At 71.5% G+C, this 26328-nt stretch carries 25 protein-coding genes; 7 read left to right on the top strand and 18 right to left on the bottom strand.

The genetic code is table 11. From position 1 onward, the window contains the following. Position 1: 1 nt before the first annotated feature. The 13 genes from shc to EJC51_RS39435 form a co-directional block, all read right to left on the bottom strand. Positions 2-1993: a squalene--hopene cyclase gene (gene shc / locus EJC51_RS39490; protein WP_126275466.1), complete on the bottom strand. Its 1992-nt coding sequence runs from the start codon at positions 1991-1993 to the stop codon at positions 2-4. Positions 1994-2114: 121 nt separating this feature from the next. After that, the gene (locus EJC51_RS39485) at positions 2115-3242 is read right to left on the bottom strand and encodes a polyprenyl synthetase family protein (RefSeq protein WP_126275465.1); all 1128 of its coding nucleotides are present in this window, start codon (positions 3240-3242) and stop codon (positions 2115-2117) included. Beyond that, positions 3242-4636: a hydroxysqualene dehydroxylase HpnE gene (hpnE, locus tag EJC51_RS39480; RefSeq protein WP_126275464.1), complete on the bottom strand. Its 1395-nt coding sequence runs from the start codon at positions 4634-4636 to the stop codon at positions 3242-3244. Before hpnE ends, EJC51_RS39485 begins: the two co-directional genes overlap by 1 nt. Continuing rightward, on the bottom strand, positions 4633-4773 hold the full coding sequence (locus tag EJC51_RS48945; protein WP_244363053.1) for a DUF6380 family protein: 141 nt from the start codon (positions 4771-4773) through the stop codon (positions 4633-4635). Before EJC51_RS48945 ends, hpnE begins: the two co-directional genes overlap by 4 nt. Next, positions 4773-5723, bottom strand: coding sequence for a presqualene diphosphate synthase HpnD (gene hpnD, locus EJC51_RS39475; RefSeq protein ID WP_126275463.1), 951 nt, complete (start codon positions 5721-5723; stop codon positions 4773-4775). Before hpnD ends, EJC51_RS48945 begins: the two co-directional genes overlap by 1 nt. Beyond that, positions 5720-6652, bottom strand: a complete 933-nt coding sequence (gene hpnC / locus EJC51_RS39470; RefSeq protein ID WP_425276821.1) for a squalene synthase HpnC — start codon at positions 6650-6652, stop codon at positions 5720-5722. Before hpnC ends, hpnD begins: the two co-directional genes overlap by 4 nt. Positions 6653-7006: 354 nt before the next feature. After that, complete coding sequence (locus EJC51_RS39465) at positions 7007-7798, bottom strand: ABC transporter ATP-binding protein (RefSeq protein WP_097271099.1); 792 nt, start codon at positions 7796-7798, stop codon at positions 7007-7009. Beyond that, entirely contained in the window at positions 7791-8726 is a 936-nt protein-coding gene (locus tag EJC51_RS39460) for an ABC transporter permease (protein WP_126275461.1), read from the bottom strand. The genes EJC51_RS39465 and EJC51_RS39460 overlap by 8 nt, the downstream gene beginning before the upstream one ends. 96 nt (positions 8727-8822) lie before the next feature. Next, on the bottom strand, positions 8823-9668 hold the full coding sequence (locus EJC51_RS39455) for a glycosyltransferase family 2 protein (RefSeq protein WP_059195201.1): 846 nt from the start codon (positions 9666-9668) through the stop codon (positions 8823-8825). Positions 9669-9715: 47 nt separating this feature from the next. Continuing rightward, the gene (locus EJC51_RS39450; RefSeq protein WP_126275460.1) at positions 9716-10459 is read right to left on the bottom strand and encodes a CDP-alcohol phosphatidyltransferase family protein; all 744 of its coding nucleotides are present in this window, start codon (positions 10457-10459) and stop codon (positions 9716-9718) included. Between the two features lie 13 nt (positions 10460-10472). Further along, positions 10473-11534, bottom strand: a complete 1062-nt coding sequence (locus EJC51_RS39445; RefSeq protein ID WP_126275459.1) for an iron-containing alcohol dehydrogenase family protein — start codon at positions 11532-11534, stop codon at positions 10473-10475. Further along, positions 11522-12274, bottom strand: coding sequence for a phosphocholine cytidylyltransferase family protein (locus tag EJC51_RS39440; RefSeq protein WP_126275458.1), 753 nt, complete (start codon positions 12272-12274; stop codon positions 11522-11524). The genes EJC51_RS39445 and EJC51_RS39440 overlap by 13 nt, the downstream gene beginning before the upstream one ends. Next, a complete protein-coding gene (locus EJC51_RS39435) occupies positions 12271-14064 on the bottom strand; it encodes a DUF5941 domain-containing protein (RefSeq protein WP_126275457.1) in 1794 nt (597 codons plus the stop codon). The genes EJC51_RS39440 and EJC51_RS39435 overlap by 4 nt, the downstream gene beginning before the upstream one ends. A 278-nt stretch (positions 14065-14342) precedes the next feature. Between EJC51_RS39435 and galE the strand changes: the two genes are divergently transcribed. The 3 genes from galE to idi all read left to right on the top strand — a co-directional run bounded on the left by galE (position 14343) and on the right by idi (position 17166). Beyond that, on the top strand, positions 14343-15308 hold the full coding sequence (gene galE, locus EJC51_RS39430) for a UDP-glucose 4-epimerase GalE (RefSeq protein WP_126275456.1): 966 nt from the start codon (positions 14343-14345) through the stop codon (positions 15306-15308). 134 nt (positions 15309-15442) lie between these two features. Continuing rightward, entirely contained in the window at positions 15443-16384 is a 942-nt protein-coding gene (locus tag EJC51_RS39425) for a cation diffusion facilitator family transporter (protein ID WP_126275455.1), read from the top strand. A gap of 188 nt (positions 16385-16572) precedes the next feature. After that, positions 16573-17166 carry an isopentenyl-diphosphate Delta-isomerase gene (gene idi, locus EJC51_RS39420; protein ID WP_097271083.1) on the top strand — a complete coding sequence of 198 codons (594 nt, stop codon included), beginning with the start codon at positions 16573-16575 and terminating at the stop codon, positions 17164-17166. 33 nt (positions 17167-17199) lie between these two features. On the opposite strand, the gene EJC51_RS39415 is transcribed toward idi, so the two are convergent. Together EJC51_RS39415 and EJC51_RS39410 are read right to left on the bottom strand one after the other, a co-directional pair. Further along, positions 17200-17688, bottom strand: a complete 489-nt coding sequence (locus tag EJC51_RS39415) for an ATP-binding protein (RefSeq protein WP_079308422.1) — start codon at positions 17686-17688, stop codon at positions 17200-17202. 174 nt (positions 17689-17862) lie between these two features. Continuing rightward, positions 17863-18501 (bottom strand): HdeD family acid-resistance protein, encoded by a 639-nt coding sequence (locus EJC51_RS39410; protein ID WP_126275454.1) that lies wholly within the window; start codon positions 18499-18501, stop codon positions 17863-17865. 65 nt (positions 18502-18566) lie between these two features. Between EJC51_RS39410 and EJC51_RS39405 the strand changes: the two genes are divergently transcribed. Next, positions 18567-19316: an enoyl-CoA hydratase/isomerase family protein gene (locus EJC51_RS39405; RefSeq protein WP_126275453.1), complete on the top strand. Its 750-nt coding sequence runs from the start codon at positions 18567-18569 to the stop codon at positions 19314-19316. Positions 19317-19319: 3 nt separating this feature from the next. Here EJC51_RS39405 and EJC51_RS39400 read toward each other — a convergent pair whose 3' ends face one another. Together EJC51_RS39400 and EJC51_RS39395 are read right to left on the bottom strand one after the other, a co-directional pair. Next, the gene (locus EJC51_RS39400; RefSeq protein ID WP_126275452.1) at positions 19320-19961 is read right to left on the bottom strand and encodes a DJ-1/PfpI family protein; all 642 of its coding nucleotides are present in this window, start codon (positions 19959-19961) and stop codon (positions 19320-19322) included. A gap of 13 nt (positions 19962-19974) precedes the next feature. Next, positions 19975-20934 (bottom strand): GlxA family transcriptional regulator, encoded by a 960-nt coding sequence (locus EJC51_RS39395; protein WP_126275451.1) that lies wholly within the window; start codon positions 20932-20934, stop codon positions 19975-19977. Between the two features lie 113 nt (positions 20935-21047). Between EJC51_RS39395 and EJC51_RS39390 the strand changes: the two genes are divergently transcribed. The 3 genes from EJC51_RS39390 (at position 21048) to EJC51_RS39385 (ending at position 24568) form a co-directional block, all read left to right on the top strand. Further along, the gene (locus EJC51_RS39390) at positions 21048-21917 is read left to right on the top strand and encodes an SCO6745 family protein (protein ID WP_126275450.1); all 870 of its coding nucleotides are present in this window, start codon (positions 21048-21050) and stop codon (positions 21915-21917) included. 78 nt (positions 21918-21995) lie between these two features. After that, the gene (locus EJC51_RS49285) at positions 21996-22127 is read left to right on the top strand and encodes an LPFR motif small protein (RefSeq protein ID WP_252100555.1); all 132 of its coding nucleotides are present in this window, start codon (positions 21996-21998) and stop codon (positions 22125-22127) included. An 80-nt stretch (positions 22128-22207) separates the two neighbouring features. Next, a complete protein-coding gene (locus EJC51_RS39385) occupies positions 22208-24568 on the top strand; it encodes a Tex family protein (RefSeq protein WP_126275449.1) in 2361 nt (786 codons plus the stop codon). 56 nt (positions 24569-24624) lie between these two features. Here the strand turns inward: EJC51_RS39385 and EJC51_RS39380 are convergent, their stop codons facing one another. Next, the gene (locus tag EJC51_RS39380; protein WP_126275448.1) at positions 24625-26268 is read right to left on the bottom strand and encodes an ABC-F family ATP-binding cassette domain-containing protein; all 1644 of its coding nucleotides are present in this window, start codon (positions 26266-26268) and stop codon (positions 24625-24627) included. Positions 26269-26328: the final 60 nt, after the last annotated feature.

Here is a 26328-nt window from a genome sequence, read left to right as displayed (position 1 = left end):
CTCATGCCTCCCCCGCTTGGGAGAACGGTTCTCCGTGGACGTAGCGGCCGAGTGCCGTGAGCGGGAAGACCTGTCGGTAGAGGTGGTAGTTGATGGAGAAGTCCCAGGGGAAGCCGGTCCCGGTGAAGTAGGGCTCGTCCCACGAGCCGTCCGCGCGCTGGGTGGCGGCGAGCCACTCGACGCCCCGCTCGACGGCCTTGGAGTCCTTCTCGCCGGCGGCCAGCAGGGCCATCAGCGCCCAGGCCGTCTGCGAGGCGGTGGAGGCGCCGCGGCCGCTCCACTCCTTGGAGTCCTTGTAGGAGCGCAGGTCCTCACCCCAGCCGCCGTCGTCGTTCTGGACGGTCTCCAGCCAGGTCACGGCCCGGCGGATCGCCGGGTGCGCGGCGGGGATGCCGGCGGCGACCAGCGCGGGGACCACGGACCCCGTCCCGTAGATGTAGTTGACGCCCCAGCGCCCGAACCACGAGCCGTTCGGCTCCTGTTCGGCGAGCAGCCACTCGATGCCGCGCCGGGTGCGCGGGTCGTGGGCGAGTCCCTCGACGGCCAGCATCTCCACCACATGGGCGGTGACATCGGCGGACGGCGGGTCGATGACCTCGCCGAAGTCGCAGAACGGCAGCCGGTTGGGGAAGGGGCTGGTGTTGTCGACGTCGAAGGCACCCCAGGCCCCGTTCCTGGACTGCATGCCGAGGTTCCAGCGCACCCCGCGTCCGATGGCGTTCTCCACCCGATCCGGGTCGTGGTGCCGGACCCGGCGCAGCGCGAGGACGACCTCGGCGGTGTCGTCGATGTCGGGGTAGTTGTCGTTGTGGAACTCGAACGCCCAGCCGCCCGGCGGCAGTTGGGGACGCTTCACGGACCAGTCGCCGGGCCGGACGATCTCCTCGCCCAGCATCCAGTCCGCCGCCTTGACGAGCTGCGGATGATCGGGGGCCACGCCGGCGTCGACGAGGGCGATGGTCGCGAGGCAGGTGTCCCACACCGGCGACTGGCAGGCCTCGATCATCCGGGCCCCGTCCTCACGCCAGACGGCGAAGCGGTCCAGGGACGCCAGCCCCTCGCGCATCACGGGGTGTTCGAGGTCGTAGCCGAGCAGGTGCAGGGCGATGACCGAGTACACGGCCGGCGGCTGGATGCCGCCCCAGCAGCCGTCGTTCTCCTGCCGCTCGATGATCCAGCGGGCGGCGGAGTTCATGGCCGCCTTCCGCAGTCGGCGCGGGGCGACCTTGCGCAGCTGGTGCAGCGCCTTGTCGAGCCGCTGGAAGGCGCCGTCCCAACTCGCCACCGGGGCGAGGGGCTTGGCCGGGTTGGGGTGGGCGGGGTCGGTGTGCAGCTCGTCCAGCGGGAAGGGCGCGGGCCGCACCGGCCGCTTGGCGGAGACGATCGTCAGCGGGACGATGGTCTGCCGGGCCCAGCAGCCGAAGTCGTAGATGTTGAGCGGCATCCACTTCGGGAAGTAGATGAGCTCGGGCGGGAGTTCGGGCAGGTCCTCCCACTTCCACCAGCCGAACAGGGCGAGCCAGATCCGGGTGAAGACCCGGGCCGAGGCGATACCGCCCTGCTCGCGGATCCACGCCGCCGCCTTCGCCATGTGCGGGGCGTCGGGGGCGTCCCCGGCCAGCCGCAGCGCGACGTACGCCTCGATGGTGGTGGAGAGTTCGCCGGGTCCGCCGTAGAAGGAGGCCCAGGTGCCGTCCTCGCGCTGCTCGCCGCGGATGAAGAGTCCGGCGGCGCGGGTGGTCGACTCGTCGCGGATGCCCAGGAACTGACGGAGCAGCAGGTCCTCGGCGTCCATCGTGACGTTGGTCTCGAGGTCGCCCTTCCACCAGCCTTCGGCGTCCTGCCGCGCCAGCAGGTGGTCGGTGGCGCGCCGGACGGCCGACGCGGCGGCTTCGCGCACCCCGGCCGCCACGGGGGTGTTGATGTCGGTGTCGCTGGCCGCGGCAGCGCGGGGCGGCAGTGCCCCGGTGCTTCCGTCGGTCGTCGCTGTCATGGCTTCCCCTTCGTGCAGTGTGCAAGTGGTGCTCTGCTGTGGGTCCGCCGTCGGCCGGTGCGCCCAGTGGTGCCTTCGGCACCGGCCGGCGACTACGCGAGGGATATTCGACCGATAGTGATCATCTCTTTCGAACGACGACGAAGTCGGCGAGGGCCGTGAACTGCGCCCGTACCCGGTCGGGCATGTCGATGGCGTCCAGGGCCTCGACCGCGATGGTGTGCTGACGGCGTGCTTCCTGGGCCGTCCAGTCCCGGCCGCCCGCCTCCTCGATGAGGGCGGCGCGGGCCGCGAACTCCTCCTCGGAGAAGTTCTCGAAGTCGCTGCTCTTGGCGTCGGCGGCGAGGATCTCGCCGAGCCGCTCGGCGGCCGGACCGTCCGCCGCGAGCGCGGCCACGACCGGCAGGGACTTCTTGCGCTGGCGCAGGTCGCTCCAGGTCTGCTTGCCGGTGGAGACCGGGTCGCCCCAGATGCCGAGGAGGTCGTCCACGGCCTGGAAGGCGAGGCCGAGGTGGTAGCCGTACTTCTCCAGGGTGTCGGCGGTGCGGTCGTCCGCGCCGCCGAGCACGGCGCCGATGGAGCTGGCGCAGGCCAGCAGGGCGCCGGTCTTGTTGCCCTCCATCTCCAGGCACTCCTCGACGCTGACGCGGTCGCGGTGCTCGTAGGAGATGTCCTGGGCCTGGCCGTCGATGAGGGCGCGGGTGGCGGCGGTCAGGCGGCGGGTGGCGCGGCCGGCCTCCACGGTGCCGAGTTCGAGGAGGACCTCGTTGGCGAGCGCGAAGAGGGCGTCGCCGACGAGGATCGCCTGGGCGGGGCCGTGCACCTTCCACACGGTGTCGCGGTGGCGGCGCTGCTCGTCGCCGTCCATCAGGTCGTCGTGCAGCAGCGAGAAGTTGTGGACCAGCTCCACGGCGACGGCGCCCGGGATGCCGGCCTCGGGCTCGGCGCCGGTGACCTCGGCGGAGAGCACGGCGAGCGCGGGACGTACGGCCTTGCCGCCGTCGCCGGCCGTGGGGTTGCCGTCGGCGTCGATCCAGCCGAAGTGGTAGGCGGAAACGGTGTCCATGGGAGCGGCCAGGCGGTCGATCGCCGCCCGCAGTACCGGTGTGGCCAGGGTCCGGCCGCGCTCCAGGAGCGCGGTCACGTCCACCGCGTCGGCAGCCTTCGAGGCCGGGGGCACAGTGGGCACAGTCTCTCCTCTTGTTGCGGTACCGGGGGTGCGGGGGCCTGCCGCATGCTGATCGAGCATCACGCCGCCTCCTCTACGTCGAAGAGGTGACTCGGGCGGGGCCGGCCCAGGGCGCTCAGCGCGGCGTCCGCCGCACTCACGCCACTGCGGACCGCACTCTCCATGGTCGCGGGCCACCCAGTGGCGGTCCACGCTCCGGCCAGGTAGAGGCCGGGGGCTCTGGTACGGGCGCCGGGCCGCAGCCGCCCGACGCCGGGGGCGGGATCGAACGTCGCCGTCCGCTCCCTGGTCACGAAGAAGTCCTTCACCTCGGCACCCCGGGTGCCGGGCAGCAGTCGCTCCAGTTCCGGGAGGTAGCGCTCCCGCAGTACGGCGACGGGCTCGTCGATCTCGTCGTGCGCCGCCGACTGCGACAGCGCGAGGTACTGGCCCTCCCGCAGCCCGGAGGCGTCGGTGCGGTCGAAGACCCACTGCACCGGGGTGCCGAGGGCCGCGAAGAAAGGCTTTTCCAGCACCTTGCGGTCATAGACCACGTGCACGTTGAGGATCGGCGCGGTGCCGATCCGCAGAAGATTTTCCGGAGCGTCCAGCGCACCCTCGGGCAGCAGGTCATGGGCCTCGCGCTGGGGTACGGCGAGGACCACGGCGTCCGCCCGCAGCGTCTCGCCGGGAACCTGGACGGTCCACGTCCCGTTCTCGTCAGTGGAGATGGAGGTGACGCGTGTACGGACCTCGGTACGCACGCCCGCTGAGTCGAGCGCCTTGCGGGCGAGCCGGTCATGCAGTTCGCCCAGCGGGACGTGCGCCCATCCGATGTCGGCCGCGCCCGGGTCGGACAGCAGACCGGTCTTGAACACCATCGCGGCGAGCCCCAGCGAGGCGTCGCCCGCGACCGCGTTGAGGGTGGCGACCCCGACCAGGTCCCACAGGGCCTCGACGGCACGCGCCGACTGACCGTGCGCGGTCAGCCAGCTGCCGAAGTCCTGCGAGTCCAGGTCCGGATCGGCGAGGTCGAGCCCCTTGAGCGCGAGCGCGGCCCGGCCCACCTTGGCGCGGTCGGCGAGCGAGAGATGCGGATACGTGGCGAGGCTGCGCCCCAGATGCAGGGGCACCGGCAGCGCGTCCCGCCGCAGCCTGCCGAGCCGCCGTCCCGCGGGCTTGTCGACGTCGACCACGGGCACGTCGAGACGATCCTGCAACGGCGCCAGCGCGGTGCCCTCGATCCGGTCGAGGAACCAGCGGTAGGCGGTGCAGCAGCGCAGATAGACGTGCTGTCCGTTGTCGACGGTCAGGTCGCCGCGCTGGAAGGAGAAGGCGAGGCCGCCCAGGCGGGGCCGGCCTTCGAGCAGGGTGACGCGGACACCCGCGTCGGCCAGAGCGAGCGCGGAGGTGATGCCGGCGAGCCCGCCGCCGATCACGACGGCGTCCCGCCCGGACTGCTGGCCGTCGGTCATCGTGCACCCTCCCCTGCGCGGCGGCCGCGGTGCTTGATCGGTGCGCGGCCGGCCGTTGCAGTCAGGGACGCATCGCCCTGCCGGAGGGTTGCCTGCCACTTTTCTCCGGTGGCATCACCTTGGACCGTTTTGTCCATCAGGCGCGCCTCCTGACGGCTCTACGGGTGACATGCCGGGCGTCCAGCCCGGACAGCCCGCGTACGGCGACGTACGCCTTCTCGCGCCCGGGCAGCGACACCCGGCCGCGCAGCACGGCCTCGGGGTCGCGCTCGATGCGGTCCAGGAGGCGGCGGTAGATGCCGGCCATGGCGGCGACACAGGCGCCGCTGCGCCGGTCGAGCATGGGGAGCAGCCGGTAGCCCTCGGCGAAAAGGGCGCGGGCCCGTCGCACTTCGAAGTGGACGAGGCCCGCGAAGTCGGAGCCCTCCGGTGGGGTCGGCCCGCTGAACCCGGCCGAGCAGCCGAACTTCGCGAGGTCGTCGGCCGGGAGATAGGTGCGCCCGTCCCCGGCGTCCTCGCGGACGTCCCTGAGGATGTTGGTGAGCTGAAGCGCGAGCCCGAGCGTGTCGGCATACTCCGGCGCGCGCTCGACGCCGCGCGCCCCCGGTTCCGTACCGAACACGCCGAGCGAGAGCCGCCCGATGGCGCCCGCGACACAGCGGCAGTAGACCTTCAGGTCGTCCCAGGTCTCGTAGGTCTCGCCGCGGACGTCCATCAGGACGCCGTCGATCAGCTCGTCCAGGCCGCCGAGCGGGATCGGGAACGCCGTCGCGGCATGCGTGAGGGCGACCGCGACCGGGTCGGTGTCGTCCTCGTCGACCGCGCCCTCGCGCACCCGGGCCAGCATCGCCCGGGTGTCCTCGAGTCTCGCGGCCTTCACGTCGGGCGCCAGCGAGCCGTCACCGATGTCGTCGACGCGGCGCGAGAAGGCGTACAACGCCGACATCGCGCGGCGCTTGGACACCGGCAGCAGCCTGATGCCGTACGCGAAGTTCCGTGCCTGCTGTCCGGTGACGGCCTCGCAGTAGCTGTAGGCGGCGAGTACCGGTGCGGACACGTGTGGTTCGGCCTCCACGGTCCGGATCACCCCTCTCCTCGCAGAGTCACGCCCGCCTCGCGCAGCAGCTGGAGCTTGCCGGGCTTGGGCGGGCCGGGAAGTACGTCGTATTCGGCGGCGGCGATCGCTCGGATCGCCGCCCTTCCCCCCGCCACGAACCCCGCGAGCAGCAGCTTCAACCTGCCGTGGACGCTACCCACCAGAGGGGCGCCTTCATTCAGGAGACAGCGGGCGTGTTCTGCTTCGTACGCAACCAGTGCGCGCACCGATGCGCCTGCGGTCCCCGTGGCGAGATCCGCCTCCTGGACATGGAAACGCTTCATGTCCGCGGCGGGCAGATAGATGCGGTCGCGGCCGAGGTCCTCGGTCACGTCCTGGAGGTGTTCGACGATCTGCAGCGCCGTGCAGATCGCGTCGGAGAGGCGGACCCGCTCCGGGGTCGAGGTGCCGGTGACGGCGAGGACCAGGCGGCCGACGGGGTTGGCCGACAGTTCGCAGTACGCGAGCAGGTCGTCGTAGGTCTCGTACCGCGTGACCAGCTGGTCCTGGCGGTTCGCGGCGATCAGGCCGAGAAACGGTTCGGGGCTGAGCGCGCGGCGGCGGACCGTGGGTTGCAGGCGGCGCAGCAGGGGGTGGCGGGGCTCGCCGGTGAAGACCCGGCCGAGGTCGGCCTCGAAGGCGTCCAGCATCACCAGACGGTCGTCGGCCTCCTCGGGGGAGACGCCGAGGAGCCGGGCGTCGGCGCCGCCGGGGGCGAGGTCGCCGTCGCCGATGTCGTCGACGAGGCGGGCGAAGCCGTAGACGGCCATGAGGTCGGTGCGCCAGGCCCGGGGCAGGAAGAAGGGGGCCACGGGGAAGTTCTCTCCCGCGGCCTTGTCGAGTGTGCCGCGCTCCGGATCCGAGGCGCGGGCCCTGTCGGTCCCCGTCACCGCCGACTGCCCGGGGCGCGGACGGCACATGCGTTGAGCTGGGGAGTCTCCGTAGCCATAGCCGTCACATCTCCCGTTCTACACCGCCGACCCAATGCACACTATTTCGGACACGCCGCCCGGCCTTCCACGCGGCGGCCCTGACTGAGGGTGTCGGGCATTATCGCCCCACTTGCCGCGATTCGGGACCGGTACAGCTTACGTTGTACAGCGCCGCTGGGATCGCCGGGGTGTCCTGCACATCACAACAACACACCGATTGACTTCAAGATTCCTGCGGGGTACCGAAGTTGACGTTTCCTTTGCAGACGCAGGGCCCCGCCGGAGCAGTTCCGGCGGGGCCCCGCGAAGCGTCATGACCCGGTTCGTCCACGCTCGCGTGGACTACTTGCCCGTGAACTTCTCGTACTCCTTGAGGACCTCGTCGGTCGGACCGTCCATGCGCAGCTCGCCGCGCTCCAGCCACAGGACACGGTTGCAGGTGTCACGGATCGACTTGTTGTTGTGGCTGACGAGAAACACCGTGCCGGCCTCCTTGCGCAGTTCCCGGATGCGCGCCTCGGAGCGCTTCTGGAACTTGCGGTCGCCGGTGGCCAGCGCCTCGTCGATCATCAGGACGTCGTGGTCCTTGGCCGCGGCGATGGAGAACCGCAGGCGGGCCGCCATACCGGAGGAGTAGGTGCGCATCGGCAGGGTGATGAAGTCGCCCTTCTCGTTGATACCCGAGAAGTCGACGATCTCCTGGTAGCGCTCCTTGATCTGCTCCCGGGACATGCCCATGGCGAGCCCGCCCAATATGACGTTCCGCTCGCCGGTGAGGTCGTTCATCAGGGCCGCGTTGACGCCGAGCAGCGAGGGCTGGCCGTCGGTGTAGACCCTGCCGCTCTCGGCGGGCAGCAGACCGGCGATGGCGCGCAGCAGCGTCGACTTGCCGGAGCCGTTGGAGCCGATGAGGCCGATGGCCTCGCCGCGGTAGGCGACGAAGGAGACACCGCGCACGGCGTGCACCTTGCGCACCCCGCGCTCCTCGCCGCGCTTGACGATACGGCTGAGGGCCGCGGTGGCGCTGCCCTTGCCGGACTTGGCGCCGTTGACGCGGTAGACGATGTGCAGGTCGTCCGCGATGACGGTGGGGCGAGGGTCCTGGGGGACCGCCTTCTGCTCGGTGTCAGCCACGGCCGTACCTCTCTTCCGCCTTCCAGAAGTAGACGAACCCGGACGCGCCGGCGAGCACGGCCCAGCCGACGGCGAAGAGCCACACGTGCGGGGGCAGGTACTCGGAGCCGTAGCCGTCGATCAGCGCGAAGCGGATCAGGTCCATGTAGATCGCGGCGGGGTTCCATTGCAGGACCTCGGTGACCCAGCCCGGCACGTCCTTGTCGGCGAGCATGGCCGGGATGCTGAACATGACGCCGGACGCGTACATCCAGGTGCGCAGCACGAAGGGCATCAGCTGGGCCAGGTCGGGGGTCTTGCTGCCCATGCGGGCGAAGATCAGCGCGAGGCCGGTGTTGAAGACGAAGTGCAGGACCAGGGCCGGGACGACCAGCAGCCAGGACAGGCCCGGGTAGCTGCCGAACGCCACCATGACCACGACCAGCACGATCATCGAGTACAGCAGCTGCTGGAGCTGCTGGAGCGCGAACGAGATCGGCAGGGACGCCCGCGGGAAGTGCAGGGCCCGCACCAGGCCCAGGTTGCCGGAGATCGCGCGCACGCCCGCGAGGACCGAGCTCTGGGTGAAGGTGAAGACGAACACGCCGGTCACCAGGAACGGCACGTAGATGTCGTGCGGGATGCCCTTCCGGGCGCCCAGCAGCAGGCCGAAGATGAAGAAGTAGACCAGTGCGTTCAGCAGCGGGGTGGCCACCTGCCAGAGCTGGCCGAGCTTGGCCTGGCTGTACTGGGCGGTCAGCTTCGCCCGCGAGAACGCGAGGATGAAGTGGCGCCGGTCCCAGAGCTGACGGACGTACTCGGCGAGCGAGGGGCGGGCACCGCTCACGGCCAGCCCGTACTTGGCGGCGAGCTCTGCCGCCGTGAGGCCCTCGTCGGGCGACGGAGGCGCGGTCACCGCGACTCCGCCGTCATGCGTTGTCTCACTCACTGGTGGAAACTTTCGTCTTCGAGATGCGCAGCCTGTGCGGGCTTGGGCATGAGCCAGGGCCGGGTGTCGGCCCGGCCGCTCTCTGGTTCGAGCTTGTCAGATGACCGGGGGCCGGCCCAGTCGGGTCAGCCGCCACACGGTACGCCACTTCATGGGCTTGCGTGGGCCGCACGCGGTGGTCCAGCCTTCCCGGAATCCGCCGAACCATGCCTTGAGCGCGGGCCGCGAGGGGCGGCGCAGCAGGGTGAGCAGCATCCAGACCCCGAGGTAGACGGGGACCAGGAGGGCGGGGAGGTTGCGGCGGGCGAGCCAGACGCGGTTGCGGGCGACCATGCGGTGGTAGACCGCGTGCCGCGAGGGCGCGGTCGTCGGGTGGTACAGCACCATGTCGGACCGGTAGTCGATCATCCAGCCCGCGTCGAGGGCCCGCCATGCCAGGTCGGTTTCCTCGTGCGCGTAGAAGAATTCGTCCGGGAGGCCGCCGACTTCGGCGAAGACCTGGGTGCGGACGGCGTTGGCGCCGCCGAGAAACGTGGTCACGCGCGAGGAGCGCATCGGGTCCGCCGCGCGCAGCCGCGGGACGTGACGGCGCTGGGTGACGCCGGTGTCCGGGTCGGCGATGCGGAAGCTGATGATGCCGAGCTTCGGGTCCTCGGCGAACGCGGTGCGGCACAGCTCGGCGGTGTCGTGGTTCGCGAGGAGGCCGTCGTCGTCGAGGAAGAGCAATATGTCGACATCGCGACCGCTGGGACCGAAGGCCTCGATGCCGACGTTGCGGCCGCCGGGGATGCCGAGGTTCTCGGGCAGCTCGATCGTGCGGACGCCCGCGGGGACGTCCGGGACGGGCGAGCCGTTGCCGACGACGACCACCTCGACGCGGTCACCGTCCTGCTTGGCGACCGAGTCGAGCAGGGCGCGGAGTTCCTCGGGCCGGTTGCCCATCGTGATGATGACGGCGCCGACCTTCAGGGGCGCGCTGGCGGGGGCGCTCACTTCAGCCTGCTCGACGCGAGGATGGACACCAGGTGCAGCAGCGTCTGGAGCAGCGCGATGCCGGCCAGTACGGCGACACCGAGGCGGGACCAGAACAGGTCGCCGCGCAGGTGGTCCGCGACGGCCAGGACCAGGATCAGCAGGGACGCCTCGATGCCGAGGATGAGGCGGTGGAACTTCAGCAGGGACGCGGCCTTGCGGGCCAGCGCCATGCCGGAGGAGCGCATCTCGGCCGCCGACTCCTGCACGGGCGGCTTGCCGGCCTGGTGCCGGGCGACGCCGACGAGGTCGGTCTCCGCCTTGATCAGGATGGCGCCGAGCGCGGCGAGCGTGCCGAGGAACGCCCACAGCCAGTCGATACGGCCGCTGCCGAACAGGTCGGCCGAGCGCAGCCCGAAGCCGACGAGGACGGCGGCGTCGGTCAGATAGGCGCCGACCCGGTCGAGGTAGACGCCGTTGAGCGAGTACTGCTTCTTCCAGCGGGCGATCTCGCCGTCGACGCAGTCCAGCAGCAGATACATCTGCACGCAGACCACACCGAGCACGGCCCCCGGGATCCCCGGCACGATCAGTGCCGGGGCCGCGAGGACGCCGAAGACGGTCATCAGGTACGTGAGCTGGTTGGGCGTGACCCTGGTGTTCACCAGGTAGCGGTCCACCCGCAGGGACACCTCGCGCATGTAGAGGCGCCCCATCCAGTGCTCACCGCTGCGCCGGTCCTTCACCCCTGCGGGGTGCACGACCGGACGGAGTTCAGCTACCGATGGTCTTGACATAGTCGACGTAGAGATCCTTGATCTGGTCGGTCTTGAGGTCGAGGTGTTCGAGGATCGTGTACCGGCCGGGCCGGGTCTCGGGGGCGAACTCGACGGCGCGGACGAACTCGTCCACGCTGAAGCCGATCTCCTCCGGGAGCACCGGCAGGCCGTGCCGGCGCAGCACCTCCGCCATGTACGCGGACTCCTCGTGGGCGCCGCGCAGGAACATCGCGAAGGCCGCGCCGAGGCCGCACTGCTCGCCGTGCGCGGCGGCGCGCTTGGGGAACAGCAGGTCGAAGGCGTGGTTGATCTCGTGGCAGGCACCGGAGGACGGGCGGGAGTCGCCCGAGACCGACATCGCGATACCGCTGAGCACGAGCGCCTCGGCGAGCACCTGGAGGAAGTCCGTGTCCCCTATGCCGCCGGGGTGCCTGAGGACCGCTTCACCGGCCTGGCGGGCGATCGCGGCGGCCAGGCCGTCGATCTTCTCGCCCTTGACCCGGTTGGCCAGCTCCCAGTCCGCGATCGCGGAGATGTTGGAGATGGCGTCGCCGATGCCCGCGCGCACGAAGCGGGCCGGGGCCTCGTGGATGACGTCGAGGTCGATGACGACCGCGATCGGGTTCGGTACGCCGTAGGAGCCGCGGCCCGCGTCGTTGTCGAGGGTCGCGACCGGGGAGCACAGGCCGTCGTGGGCGAGGTTCGTCGGGACGGCGACCAGCGGCAGGCCGACGCGCGCCGCGGCGAACTTGGCGCAGTCGATGATCTTGCCGCCGCCGAGGCCCACGACCGCGTCGTAGTGGCCGGCCTTTATGTCGCTCGCCAGCCGGACCGCGTCGTCGAGGGTGCCGCCGCCGACCTCGTACCAGGTGGCGCCGGGGAGCGAGGGTTCGAGCCGCTGGCGCAGCCGGGCGCCGGAGCCGCCGCTGACGGCGACGGCGAGCCTGCCGGAGTGCGAGATGCGCTCGTCGGCGAGGACGCCGACCAGGTCGTCGAGGGCACCCGGGCGGATGTCGACGACGACCGGCGCGGGGATGAGCCGGGTCAGTAGAGGCACGCGATCTCCCGTCCGCGGGCGAGATCGTCGTGGTTGTCGATCTCCACCCACTGCACGTCACCGATCGGCGCGACGTCGATCCTGAAGCCACGGTTCACCAGTTCCTGGTACCCGTGCTCGTAGAACTGCTGCGGGTCGGTCTCCCAGACCGTCTTCAGCGCGTCGGCCAGCTCGGGGGCGGCGTCGCCCTCGATGAGCGTGACACCGATGTACTCGCCGGTGGCCTCGGCGGGGTCCATCAGCTTGGTGATCTTCGTGACGCCCTTGGCGGGGTCGACGACGACCTTCATCTCCTCGTCCGCGAGCGACTTCACGGCGTCGAGGGCGAGGATGATCCGCTTGCCCTCGCCACGGGCGGCGAGCAGCGTCTTCTCGACGGAGACCGGGTGCACGGTGTCGCCGTTGGCGAGGATCACGCCGTCCTTGAGGGCGTCACGGCCGCACCACAGGGAGTAGGCGTTGTTCCACTCCTCGGCCTTGTCGTTGTCGATGAGGGCGAGCTTGAGGCCGTACTTCGCCTCCAGCGCCTCCTTGCGCGCGTACACGGCTTCCTTGCGGTAGCCGACGATGATCGCGACCTCGGTCAGCCCGATCTCGGCGAAGTTGCCGAGCGTCAGGTCCAGAACCGTGGGCTCGCCCTCTATGCCCGCGGGGCCCACCGGCACCAGAGCCTTGGGAAGGCTGTCGGTGTAGGGGCGCAGACGCCGTCCGGCGCCGGCCGCCAGCACGAGGCCGATCATGCGGGTTCTCCTTCATCGTGTACGGCGGGCGCCCCGGAGGACACCCAGAAGCGGATGCTCTCGAAGAGCACCACCAGGGCCACGGCCACGGCGAGAGCCGTGAGCGCGACCGTGAACTGCGAGGCGGTGAGCAGCGCGGCGAGGACGGTGACGAGCAGCGTCCGTCCTTCGTGCCCCCCGATGGCGCGCACCAGCCAGGCCGGGGACGCGCCGGCGTTGCCGCGGATGCGGTACACCGTGTCGTAGTGATGGTAGGCGACCGCCGCCACCAGCCCGAAAGCCGCAGGAAGGGCTCCGTTCACGTCCGCTTTGGCCGCGAGGATGAGGACGGTGCCGTATTCGGCGGCGCGGAAGAAAGGCGGGATGAGCCAGTCGAGGGCGCCCTTGAGGGGGTGGTTGACGGACTCGCCGGCCAGCACGACGTAGAGGCCGGCCGCCGCGACGACCTGCCAGCTGGGCCCGAACACGGCGGCCGTGACCGCCAGGAGCGCCCCGCCGAAGGCCGCGTTCAGCGGCGCCAGACCGTGGACCTTGTCGGGCAGGCCCCGGGTGAGCAGTTCGGCCAGCGGCCCGCTGTCCGCCAGGTCCGCCAGCGCCTTCGCCGCCCGGTCCGTGCGCTGGGCCTTGCGGGTCAGCGAGCGCAGCACCCGGCCCGCCGTGGTGTAGGTCGCCGCGAACGCGCAGCCGATGAGGAGCGCGTAGAAGGTGATGCGGGGGGTGGTCAGCGCCGTGAGGACCGCGATTATCGCCCAGCGCTCGCCGATCGGCAGCACGATCATGCGCCGTATCCACACCGTCCAGCCGACGCTGTCGAGCTTGTCGGAGAGGGCGGCGGTGGGGCTGGTGTTGGCGGTGGCGTCGTGGTTGGCCTCGTTGAAGGAGAAGTCGACGACGTGCCGGCAGGTCTGGAGGACCATCGCGCCGAGCGCGAGCGCCCATACGTCGTCGCCGCCGCGGGCCGCTCCCAGCGCGAGGCCCGCGTAGTAGGCGTACTCCTTGGCCCGGTCGAAGGTGGCGTCCAGCCAGGCGCCGAGCGTGGAGTACTGGAGGGAGTAGCGGGCGAGCTGGCCGTCGGTGCAGTCGAGGACGAAGGAGGCGATCAGCAGGACGCCCGCCGCGACGAAGCCGCCGCGGGTGCCGGTGGCCGCGCAGGCCGCCGCGATGAGGGCGGTGATCAGGGAGGCGGTGGTGACCTGGTTCGGGGTCAGGCCCCGGCGGGCGCACCAGCGGGCGATGTAGCGGGAGTACGGGCTGATGCAGTACGTGGTGAAGAAGCCGTCGCGGGACTTCACGGCCGACTTCAGGCGTACGGCTTCGTCGTCGACGGCGGCGACGGCCTGCCGTGCCTCGTTGCGGGCCTGCGGGTCGGCCGGGACGACGGCGACCAGGCTGCCGAGCTCGGGGTGGTGGACGCCGGCGTCGTCCGCGTCCAGCGCGGCGACGACGCGGTCGGCGAGGTGGTCGACGGCGACCGCCGTACCGCCGCCGGCGCTGTTCTCCCGGGCCATCGCGCGGGTCAGGGCCTGGCGGCCGGCCGGCTGGGCGGTGACGGCGCCGGGGATCGCGGCGAGCGGGAAGCGCGGGTCGGTCAGGCCCAGGCGCAGGGCGTGCAGGTGGCCGACGAAGCCGGCGTCGACGACGGCGACGCGTTGGTCAGCGGGCACCTGGGCGAGGAGCGTCTCGGTCTCGGCGGCGTCGGTGGCGGTCCGGACGTCGAAGCCGAGGGACCGCAGATCGCCCTCGATCGACGATCCGGGGACCGGCTGACCGGTGAGGATGGCGGTCGACAACCGAACTCACTCCCTGGGTGCCGACGTCTGCACGCCGGCGAGTACACGGTGGGGGCGCCCCTTGCCGGTGACGGCCGGGCGGCATGTCGGCAGAGGCTATCGGATGCCGGGAAGCCCGCGTTCACCGCCCGTTCACGGGCCGATCGACGGCGGCTCCCCCGGCCTTTGCCGCGATCATCATGGGCGATCACGGGCCCCGCCCACAAACCGCGTCCCGCAGGATCGGGCATCTGGGACATAGCGTCGGCCGTCCCGGCCTCGGCATAGGGTGGGCGACCATGACATGGCTGATCACAGGCGGAGCGGGATACATAGGGGCCCATGTGGCGCGGGCCATGACGGAGGCCGGTGAGCGCGTCCTCGCGCTGGACGACCTCTCGGCCGGGGTTCCCGCGCGGCTCCCGGCGGACGTACCGCTGGTGCGGGGGTCGTCGCTCGACGCCGGGCTGCTGAAGCGGGTCCTCGCGGAGCACGACGTGACCGGGGTGGTGCACCTGGCCGCGCGCAAGCAGGTCGCCGAGTCGGTGGCGCAGCCGACGCGCTACTACCAGGAGAACGTCGGCGGTCTGGCGACGCTCCTGGAGGCGGTCGCCGAGGCCGGTGTCGGCCGGTTCGTGTTCTCCTCGTCGGCGGCCGTGTACGGCAATCCGGACGCGGGGCTCATCACGGAGGACACGCCGTGCGCCCCCGTGAACCCGTACGGCGAGACGAAGCTCACCGGCGAGTGGCTGGTGCGGGCCGCCGGGCAGGCGCACGGGATCTCCACCGTATGTCTGCGCTACTTCAACGTGGCGGGGGCCGCGGCGCCCGAGCTGGCCGACACGGGTGTCTTCAACATCGTGCCGATGGTCTTCGACCGGCTCACCCGGGACGACGCCCCGCGGATCTTCGGCGACGACTATCCGACGCCGGACGGCACCTGCGTCCGCGACTACATCCATGTCGCCGACCTGGCCGAGGCACATCTCGCGGCCGCGCGACGGGTCGGGGACCGCGACGGCGACCTGACCGTCAACATCGGGCGCGGCGCGGGTGTCTCCGTTCGGGAGCTGGTCACGGTCATCGGCGAGGTCACCGGCGACCGGCGGGAAGCCGTCGTCGAGCCCCGGCGCCCCGGTGACGCGCCGGTCTCGGTCGCCTCGGCCGAGCTGGCCGCCCGGGAGCTCGGCTGGAGGGCCCGGCGCGGGGTGCGGGAGATGATCGAGTCGGCGTGGGCCGGCTGGCAGCTGCATCACGGCAAGTAACTGAGGCTGCCCTGACCTGCGCTTCGTTTACGCAGGTCAGGGCACATGACAACGGTGTTCAGTGCCGCGTTGCCCGATACCCCCCACCCGTAGTTCACTGTGAAGCCAGGCGGCGATCACAGGAGGCGGCTTCCATGGGGGCAGGGCACGATCACGGGCACGCGCACTCGCATGCGCCGGCCGGCGGTACGGCGACCGCGGCGTACCGCGGCAGGCTGCGGGTGGCCCTGTCGATCACGCTCACCGTCATGGTGGTCGAGATCGTCGGCGGCATCATGGCGGACTCGCTCGCGCTGGTCGCGGACGCGGCGCACATGGCGACGGACGGACTGGGCCTCGGCATGGCGCTGATGGCGATCCACTTCGCGGGTCTCCCGCCGAGCGGGAAGCGCACCTTCGGGTACGCCCGCGCCGAGATCCTCGCGGCGCTCGCCAACTGTCTGCTGCTGCTCTGCGTCGGCGGGTACGTCCTGTACGAGGCGATCCAGCGGTTCATCACGCCCGCCGGCACCGAGGGCGGGCTGACCATCGTGTTCGGCGCGATCGGTCTGGTCGCGAACATGATCTCGCTGTCCCTGCTGGTACGCGGCCAGAAGGACAGCCTGAACGTCCGGGGCGCGTTCCTGGAGGTCGCGGCGGACGCACTCGGCTCGCTCGCGGTGATCATCTCGGCGGTGGTGATCCTGACCACGGGCTGGCAGGCCGCCGACCCGATCGCCTCGCTCGTCATCGGCCTGATGATCGTCCCCCGCACCTGGAGGCTGCTGCGCGAGACCCTCGACGTGCTCCTGGAGGCGGCCCCCGAGAACGTCGACATGGACGAGGTGCGGGCGCACGTCCTGGCCCTGGACGGCGTCGAGGACGTCCACGACCTGCACGCCTGGACCATCACCTCCGGGATGCCGGTGCTCTCCGCGCACGTGGTGGTGCGCTCCGACGTCCTGAACGCGATCGGCCACGAGAAGATGCTCCACGAGCTCCAGGGCTGTCTCGGCGACCACTTCGACGTGGAGCACTGCACCTTCCAGCTGGAGCCCGGCGGGCACGCGGAGCACGAGGCGCGACTGTGCCACTGAACGTCCGGTAAGTCCGCCTACATCCCGCGGTGGACGGAATGCAGCGATCCGGTGCAGGGTTGCGTCCTTGACCTCACAGCGCCGCGCCGGACGGTTCCCCGTCCGCCGCGCCGGGCACGATCAACGGCCGGGAGTGTCGTGTCCGTACGGCACACTTGGGGCGCGTAAGACCGATGCGAAGGATGGGTATGCCGATCACACCTGCCACCGCGACGCACAGTTCGTCGAACGGCACCGCTGACCCGATTCTGCTGGAACTGGTCGACGAGGACGGCGTCACGATCGGCACCGCGGAGAAGCTCGCCGCCCATCAGCCACCCGGGCAACTGCACCGCGCCTTCTCCGTGTTCCTCTTCGACGAGCAGGGCCGACTGCTGCTCCAGCAGCGGGCGCTGGGCAAGTACCACTCCCCCGGCGTGTGGTCCAACACCTGCTGCGGCCACCCCTACCCGGGCGAGGCCCCGTTCGCGGCGGCGGCCCGGCGGACGTACGAGGAGCTGGGCGCCTCCCCGTCGCTGCTCGCGGAGGCGGGCACGGTGCGCTACAACCACCCGGACCCGGAATCGGGCCTGGTGGAGCAGGAGTACAACCACCTCTTCGTCGGCATGGTGCAGGCACCGCTGCGCCCCGACCCGGAGGAGATCGGCGCGACGGCCTTCGTGACGCCGGCCGAGCTGGCCGAGCGGCACGCGAAGGACACCTTCTCGGCCTGGTTCATGACGGTCCTGGACGCGGCCCGGCCCGCGGTGCGGGAGCTGACCGGCCCGAACGTCGGCTGGTAGCGGCTCCTACACGGCACCCGCTGGTAGCGCCTGCTACGGCACCCGCACGGACGCGAGCGGCAGGGCGGCCCAGATCACCTTGCCGCCGTTCGCCGTGTGCTCCACGTCGCACACGCCGCCCGCCTCGCGCGTGACCTCGCGCACCAGCAGCAGTCCCCGCCCGCCCTCGCCGCTGTGGTCGGCCTCCAGGGCGGTCGGGCGGTAGGGGTGGTTGTCCTCGACGGACACCCGCACCCACTCGGCGCCGACGGCCACCTCAACGGCGAGCATCGGCGACAGCAGGGCCGCGTGCCGCACCGCGTTGGTGACCAGCTCGGAGACGATCAGCAGGAGCCCCTGCACGAGCTCGTCCGAGACCGGCACCCCCTGTCGCAGCAGCAGATCCCGTACCGCGTGCCGTGCCTGCGGGACCGAGGCGTCCACGGCGGGGGCGGTGAACCGCCAGACGCCCTCGTAAGGCAGCGGGTGCGGATCCGCGCCGCCTGGTGGGCGCGGGCCTGACCCGCGCCCGTGGTTCTCCATCGTCCGGTCGCCACCCTCGCGCTCGATTGTCACCACACGTCGAGTGTTGGTAACGCACCGCTCCACCCCGGATGACTGAACAGAAGTCAGCAGGTATCGAGCGTTTGCGACCACCCACGCAAGATCCGGGCACATACGGGATCGCTCCTGCCCCGGTTGTGCCGCGTTTGCGAACTATTCGGGTTGTACGGGTTTGGCGGGCGACCCGCTCGTTCCGCTCCGTGCGTCGTCCTCGGCGGCGAGCCGGTCCGAGACCATGCCGACGATGCGCCGGCCGCCGTAGCCGGTGGCGATCAGGCCGAGACCGTCGAAGAGGAGCGCGAGGGAGAAGAAGCAGCCGATGACGTACTTGCTGCTGCTCGGCCAGGAGGCCAGCACGAGGATGCCGAGGAGCAGCCCGAAGGCGCCCTGCACCAGCGTCCAGCCGAACTGCGGTCCCCGTACCACCAGGCTGCCGACCAGCCGGAACACCCCGCCGGTCAGGAAGAGGAGCGCGGCGAACATGGTCAGCGCCTCGGCCGCCGCCTCGGGCCTGCGGATGACGACCACGCCGGCCGCGATGTTCAGGGCGGCGACGACCACGCCGAGCCAGAAGAAGTTGGTGCCGCGGGCCTGGATCGCGTGCAGCAGCCCCACGATGCCGCCGATGAGCAGCAGCCAGCCGAACAGGAGCATCGAGGTGAGGGTGGCCACGCCGGTGTAGATGAGGCCGACGAGTCCGGCGACGACCAGGATCACGCCGAGTGCGGCGATCCAGCCGAACCCGCGGCGCAGTTTCGCGGTCTCGCTCGTGCCCTTGCCGTCGCTCGCCATCGGCGCCTCCTCGCCCGGGGCCCCTCCCCGATCGTACGGTCGGCGGGTGCGGTTAGCATCCGGCCATGGAGCCCCAGTTGCAGCACCGCGTGACCGACTCGGTCGCCACCGTCGTCATCCGCCACCCGGCCAAGCGCAACGCCATGACGGCCGCGATGTGGCGGTCGCTGCCGCCGCTGCTCGGCACGCTGGCCGCCGATCCGGACGTACGGGCGCTGGTGCTGACCGGTGCGGGCGGGACGTTCTGCGCGGGGGCCGACATCTCCACGCTGCGGGAGTCGCCGGAGGAGGCGCAGGGGCTGGCGGTCGCGGCCGAGGAGGCGCTCGCGGCGTTCCCGAAGCCGACGTTGGCGGCGATCCGGGGGCACTGTGTGGGCGGTGGCGCGCAGCTCGCGGCGGCCTGTGATCTGCGGTTCGCGGAGGAGGGCGCGCTGTTCGGGGTGACGCCGGCCAAGTTGGGGATCGTGTATCCGGCGTCCTCCACGCGGCGGTTGGTGGCGCTGGTGGGGCCGGCCGCCGCCAAGTACCTGTTGTTCTCGGGCGAGTTGATCGACGCGGAGCGTGCGCTGCGCACCGGGCTCGTCGACGAGGTGCTGCCGGAGGGTGAACTGGACAAGCGGGTGGCCGAGTTCACCCGGATCCTGGTGTCCCGCTCGCAGTTGACGCAGGCGGCGGCGAAGGAGTTCGCGGGCGGGCTCACGGACCGGGACGGTCACTGGGTGGAGCAGGCACGCGGCAGCGGCGACACCGCGGAGGGCGTCGCCGCGTTCCTGGAGCGCAGGCAGCCGCGCTTCACCTGGACGACGTCCGGGTGAGACCTACGTGAGGATGAAGCGGCTCTTGGTGCGGAACTCCTCGACGAGGTGGGCCGGGGCCTTCTCCGGCGAGCCGGCGTCGTAGGGCGGCCGCGGGTCGTACTCGGTCAACAGCTGGACGGCCTGGGCGTGTTCGTCGCCGGCGATCCGGCCGAGCAGGGTGAGGCCCATGTCGATGCCGGAGGAGACGCCGGCCGCGGTGACGTACTTGCCGTCGAGGACGACCCGCTCCCCCGTGGGCTCGGCGCCGAACTCCTTCAGGAAGTCCAGGGCCAGCCAGTGCGAGGTCGCGCGACGCCCCTCCAGCAGTCCGGCGGCGGCCAGCAGCAGGGAGCCGGTGCACACCGAGGTCGTCCAGGTGCTGCCGGCGTCCGCGGCACGCAGCCAGTCGAGCAGCACCGGGTTCTCCATCTGCGGGGTCTGCCCCGGCCCGCCGGGGACGACGACGATGTCGGGGTGCGGCACCTCGGCCAGGGACTTGTCGGCGGTGATGGCGAGGTTCCCGGTGTCGGTGCGCACCGGTCCGGTCCGCTCGGCGACGAAGACGGTCTCCGCGTCGGGGAGCCGGCCGAGGGTCTCGTAGGGGCCGACGGCGTCGAGGGCGGTGAAGCGGTCGAAGAGGACGATGGCGATCTGCGTGGTGATGGCGGTGCTCCCTTCAGTGGGCCGGTACCGGGTGGAACCGGCGGCGGTACTCGGCCGGTGACGCGCCGAGGGTTCTGACGAAGGCGCGGCGCATGGCCTCGGGGGTGCCGTAGCCGCTGGCGCGGGAGATCTCCTCGACGCCGTCGGTGGTGTCCTCCAGCAGGCGCCGGGCGTGTTCGAGGCGGACCCGGTCGACGTAGCGGCCAGGGGTCGTGCCGGTCTCGGCCCGGAAGGCGCGGGCGAAGTGGCGTGGGGAGAGCCGGGCGCGGGCGGCGAGGGACTCGACGCCGAGGTCGCCGTCCGGGTGCTCGGTGATCCACTGCTGGACCTCGCGCAGCGGCTCGCGCCGCGCGGTCTGGGTGGCCAACTGGGCGCTGAACTGGGCCTGGTTGCCGGGTCGGCGGAGGAAGACGACCAGGTGGCGGGCGATGGTCAGGGCGACGTCCCGGTCCAGGTCCTCCTCCACGAGGGCGAGGGCCAAGTCGATGCCGGCGGTGACTCCGGCGGAGGTGGCGACGCGGCCGTCCCGGATGTAGATCGGATCGGGTTCGACGTCGACGGCCGGATGGTCGCGGGCGAGCGTGTCGCTGTACGCCCAGTGGGTGGTGACGCGGTGACCGTCCAGGAGGCCCGCCGCGGCGAGCAGGATCGCGCCGGTGCACACCGAGACCAGCCGCTCGGCACGCGGCCCGTTCTCACGCAGCCAGTCGGTGAGGCGGGGGTCGGGGCCGCGGGTGCCCTGCCCGCCCGGGACGAGAAGGGTGTGCGGGACGGGGGCGTCGGGGAGGGCGAGATCCGGTACGAGGGTCAGGCCGCTGGAGGTGCGCACGGCGGCGCCGTCCAGGGAGGCGGTACGGATGCGGTAGGTGCCCGGCGTGTGGCTCTCGGCCCCGGCGAACACCTCCAGGGGGCCGGTGACATCAAGGCTCTGCACGTCGTCGAAGAGGACGACGAGGACGGTTCGCTGCGTCATACCGTCGATTCTTGGCGGGGCACGGGATGGCCGCAATGACGAGCACCCCACCTTTCCTGCCATGGCCCGCCAGGCCACGGGCGACGTACCAAGCGGTTGGTAACCTGCCGGGCATGACTTCTGCCGCCCTTGCGTCGCGGTCCGGCCGCCGCTGTCACAACGTGCTCAACTCCCTGCACGCCACGTCCTACTTCGCGCCCGAGACGGACGCGGAACTGGCGGGGATCGGGATCACCCACCCCCGCGCCGTCAACTTCGCGGTGCGGGCCGCCGCGATGGGCCCGGTGGCGGCCGGGGCGGTGACGGCGGCCTTCTACAACTACAAGCACGAGCTGGTCGCCCGGCATGTCCCGGCGGTGTGGTCGATCGCCTCGCCGGAGGCCGTGCTCACGGCACGCGCGCGTGCCGTGGACGCGTCCCTCAGACGGCTGCTCGGCGCGGAGACGGTGACGTCCCCGGAGATCGCGGAGGCCGCGGAGCTGGCGCTGCGGGCCGCCGAGGCCTGTTCGCGCAGTGGCCGCCCGCTGTACGCGGCGCACGCGGACCTGCCGGTGCCCGAGGAACCGCACCTGGCGTACTTCCACGCCACGACCCTGCTGCGCGAGCACCGGGGCGACGGACACCTCGCGGCGCTGCTGGCGGCAGGGCTGGACGGACTGGAGGCCCTGGTCACGCACACCGCGACCGGCCGGGGCATGACCCCGAAGTGGATCTTCACGACCCGTGGCTGGACCCAGGAGGAGTGGGACGCGGCGAGCGGCCGGCTCCGGGACCGGGGGCTGCTGGACGAGGCGGGCGAGCTGACCGGGCGGGGCGTGGCGCTCCGCGAGGAGATCGAGGACATGACGGACCGCCTGGACCGGGCACCGTACGAACACCTGGGCGCGGAGGGCGTGGCACGCCTGACGGAACTCGGCACCGGGTTCGCACGGGCGGCCGTGGCGGCGGGGGCTTATCCGGCGGATCTGATCGGTAAAGGCTGAGACCAGGGCATGGCAGGGCACGGGTGAGGTACCCGGGGGCTGTCCGGTCACCGTGGCCGGACGGGAAAGGAGACCCCCGTGTTCCGTGCCATCGCTGATGTACTGCGCCAGATCGGCGGCGCCATCGCCACCGTCGTGACGCTGCCCTTCCGCGCCCTGGCCCGGCTCTTCGGCGGAGCCTCGGGTTCCACCCGCAGTCGCCGGGCCTGATGGCCGCGCCCTGATCCCCGGGTGTCCGTGCCACCTGCCACAATTGCCGCGCAACCTCAGTGAGAAGGCGGTACGGGATCGTGACGACAGGCACCCCCATCGGCGTTGGATCCATCGAAGGAAGGATCGCCGAGGAGCTCGGCGTACGGGAGCGGCAGGTCAAGGCCGCCGTGGAGCTGCTCGACGGCGGTTCGACGGTGCCCTTCATCGCCCGCTACCGCAAGGAAGCGACCGAGATGCTCGACGACGCGCAGCTGCGCACCATCGAGGAGCGGCTGCGCTATCTGCGGGAGCTGGAGGAGCGGCGGACGGCGATCCTCGACTCGGTGCGTGAGCAGGGCAAGCTCACCGAGGAGCTGGAGGCGCAGATCCGGGGCGCCGAGACCAAGGCGCGCCTGGAGGACATCTACCTGCCCTTCAAGCCCAAGCGGCGCACCAAGGCACAGATCGCGCGCGAGGCCGGGCTCGAACCGCTCGCGGAGGGCCTGCTCGGCGACCCGACGGTCGACCCGCTCGCCGCGGCCGCCGCGTTCGTCGACGCCGACAAGGGCGTCGCCGACCCGCAGGCCGCGCTGGACGGCGCCCGCGCGATCCTCACCGAGCGCTTCTCGGAGGACGCCGACCTGATCGGTGAACTGCGCGAGCGCATGTGGGTGCGCGGGCGCCTCGCCGCGAAGGTGAAGGACGGCAAGGAGGAGGCGGGCGCCAAGTTCGCCGACTACTTCGACTTCTCCGAGCCGTTCAAGGAGCTGCCCTCGCACCGCGTCCTGGCGATGCTGCGCGGCGAGAAGGAGGACGTCCTCGACCTCGTCCTGGAGCCCGAGGAGCCCACGGACGGTCCTTCGTCCTACGAGGGGATCGTCGCCCACAAGTTCGGCATCGCCGACCGCGGCCGCCCCGGCGACAAGTGGCTGAAGGACACCGTCCGTTGGGCCTGGCGCACCCGCATCCTCGTGCATCTCGGCATCGACCTGCGGCTGCGGCTGCGCACGGCCGCCGAGGACGAGGCGGTCGACGTGTTCGCGAAGAACCTCCGCGACCTGCTGCTCGCCGCCCCGGCCGGCACGCGCGCGACGCTGGGCCTCGACCCGGGCTTCCGTACGGGTGTGAAGGTCGCCGTCGTCGACGCCACCGGCAAGGTCGTCGCCACGGACGTCATCTACCCGCACGTCCCGGCCAACAAGTGGGACGAGGCGCTCGCCAAGCTGGCCGTGCTCGCCGCCCGGCACTCGGTCGAGCTGATCGCGATCGGCAACGGCACGGCGTCCCGCGAGACCGACAAGCTCGCCGGTGAACTCATCACCAAGCACCCGGAGCTGAAGCTCACCAAGGTGATGGTGTCCGAGGCGGGCGCGTCGGTGTACTCGGCCTCCGCGTTCGCCTCCCAGGAGCTGCCCGACATGGACGTGTCGCTGCGCGGCGCGGTCTCCATCGCGCGCCGGCTCCAGGACCCGCTGGCCGAGCTGGTGAAGATCGACCCGAAGTCGATCGGCGTCGGCCAGTACCAGCACGACCTGTCCGAGGTGAAGCTGTCGCGTTCGCTGGACGCGGTGGTGGAGGACTGTGTGAACGGCGTCGGCGTGGACGTGAACACCGCGTCCGCCCCGCTGCTCGCCCGCGTCTCCGGCATCACCTCCGGGCTCGCCGAGAACATCGTCTCCCACCGCGACGCCAACGGCCCCTTCAAGTCCCGTACGGAGCTGAAGAAGGTGGCGCGGCTCGGCCCCAAGGCCTACGAGCAGTGCGCGGGCTTCCTCCGCATCCGCGACGGTGTCGACCCGCTGGACGCGTCCAGCGTCCACCCGGAGGCGTACCCGGTCGTCCGGCGCATGGTGAAGACCTCCGGCCAGGAGGTCGCGTCCCTCATCGGCAACACGGGCGTGCTGCGCTCGCTGCGGCCGCAGGAGTTCGTGGACGAGACGTTCGGTCTGCCGACCGTGACGGACATCCTCAAGGAGCTGGAGAAGCCGGGGCGTGACCCGCGGCCCGCGTTCAAGACGGCCACCTTCAAGGAGGGCGTCGAGAAGATCTCCGACCTGGCCCCCGGGATGATCCTGGAGGGCGTCGTGACGAACGTGGCCGCGTTCGGGGCGTTCATCGACGTCGGTGTCCATCAGGACGGGCTGGCGCATGTGTCGGCGCTGTCGAAGACGTTCGTGAAGGACCCGCGGGATGTGGTCAAGCCGGGTGACATCGTCAAGGTGAAGGTGCTGGACGTCGACATTCCGCGGAAGCGGATCTCGTTGACGCTGCGGCTCGATGACGAGAAGGCTCCGCAGGGGCAGCAGGGTCAGGGTGGCGGGGGTGAGCGTCGGCAGCGCGGCGGTGGGCGACCGCCTCAGCAGCGCCAGCAGCAGCGCCAGGCTCCGCCTGCCAACGGCGCGATGGCCGACGCGCTTCGGCGTGCGGGGCTGTTGGACCCGAAGAAAAAGGGGCGGTAGCGGTTGGTGGGGAACTGCGGGCCGGTTGTGGCTGGTCGCGCAGTTCCCCGCGCCCCTTACGGCGTTTCGGTCACCTTGCCTTGACTGACCTCCAGGCGGCGCGTCACCCTCACCGCGTCCAGCATCCTGCGGTCGTGGGTGACCAGCAGCAGCGTGCCCTCGTAGGCGTCCAGGGCCTGTTCCAACTGCTCGATGGCCGGTAGGTCCAGGTGGTTCGTCGGCTCGTCCAGGACCAGGAGGTTGACGCCTCTGCCCTGGAGCAGTGCCAGTGCCGCACGCGTGCGCTCGCCCGGTGACAGCGTGGCCGCCGAGCGCAGGACGTGGTCCGCCTTCAGGCCGAACTTGGCCAGCAGCGTGCGCACTTCGGCCGGTTCCGGGTCGGGGACGGCCGCGCCGAAGGCGTCCAGCAGCGTCTCCTCGCCGTGGAAGAGCTTGCGGGCCTGGTCGACCTCGCCGACCAGGACACCGGAGCCGAGGGAGGCCGTGCCACTGTCGACGGGGACGCGGCCGAGGAGGGCCGCGAGCAGGGTCGACTTGCCGGCGCCGTTCGCGCCCGTGACCGCCACCCGGTCCGCCCAGTCGATCTGGAGGGAGACCGGGCCCAGCGTGAAGTCGCCGCGCCGCACCTCCGCGTCGCGCAGGGTGGCCACGACCGACCCCGAGCGCGGGGCCGACGCGATCTCCATGCGCAGTTCCCACTCCTTGCGGGGTTCGTCGACCACGTCGAGGCGTTCGATCATGCGCTGGGTCTGGCGGGCCTTCGCGGCCTGCTTCTCGCTGGCCTCGCTGCGGAACTTGCGGCCGATCTTGTCGTTGTCGTTGTTCGCCTTGCGGCGCGCGTTCTTGACGCCCTTGTCCATCCAGGAGCGCTGCATCTGGGCGCGATCCTGGAGGGCCGCCTTCTTGTCGGCGTACTCCTCGTAGTCGTCGCGGGCGTGCCGGCGGGCCACCTCGCGCTCCTCCAGATAGGCCTCGTAGCCACCGCCGTAGAGGTTGATCTGTCCCTGGGCGAGGTCGAGTTCGAGGACCTTGGTGACCGTGCGGGTGAGGAACTCACGGTCGTGGCTGACGACGACGGTGCCGGCGCGCAGGCCGCTGACGAAGCGCTCCAGTCGCTCCAGGCCGTCGAGGTCGAGGTCGTTGGTGGGCTCGTCGAGGAGGAAGACGTCGTAGCGGGACAGGAGCAGGGAGGCGAGGCCGGCGCGGGCCGCCTGGCCGCCGGACAGGGAGGTCATCGGCTGGTCGAGGTCCACGGCCAGGCCGAGGGAGTCGGCGATCTCCTCGGCGCGTTCGTCGAGGTCCGCGCCGCCGAGGTCGAGCCAGCGCTCCAGGCTGGTGGCGTAGGCGTCGTCCGCGCCGGGGGCGCCGTCGACGAGCGCCTGGGTCGCCTCGTCCATGAGCCGCTGGGCCTCGGCGACGCCGGTGCGGCGGGCCAGGAAGGCGCGGATCGTCTCGCCGGGGCGGCGCTCCGGTTCCTGCGGGAGGTGGCCGACGGTCGCGGTCGGCGGGGAGAGCCTGAGCTCGCCCTCCTCCGGTGCGGTCAGCCCGGCGAGCAGCCTGAGCAGCGTGGACTTGCCCGCGCCGTTGGCGCCGACCAGCCCGATGACGTCACCGGGCGCGACGACGAGGTCGAGCCCGGTGAACAGGGAGCGGTCGCCGTGGCCGGCGGCGAGGTTCTTGGCGACGAGGGTGGCAGTCATCAGGGGATCGATTTTAGCGAGGGCGGCCGGTCGGTCCGCCCCGGCCAGGCAGTGGCTCTC

This window comes from Streptomyces aquilus (assembly GCF_003955715.1).
GTDB classification, from domain to species: Bacteria; Actinomycetota; Actinomycetes; order Streptomycetales; family Streptomycetaceae; genus Streptomyces; species Streptomyces aquilus.
The sequence above is the reverse complement of the archived record's forward strand: the minus strand, read 5'-3'. Positions and strand labels throughout refer to the sequence as shown.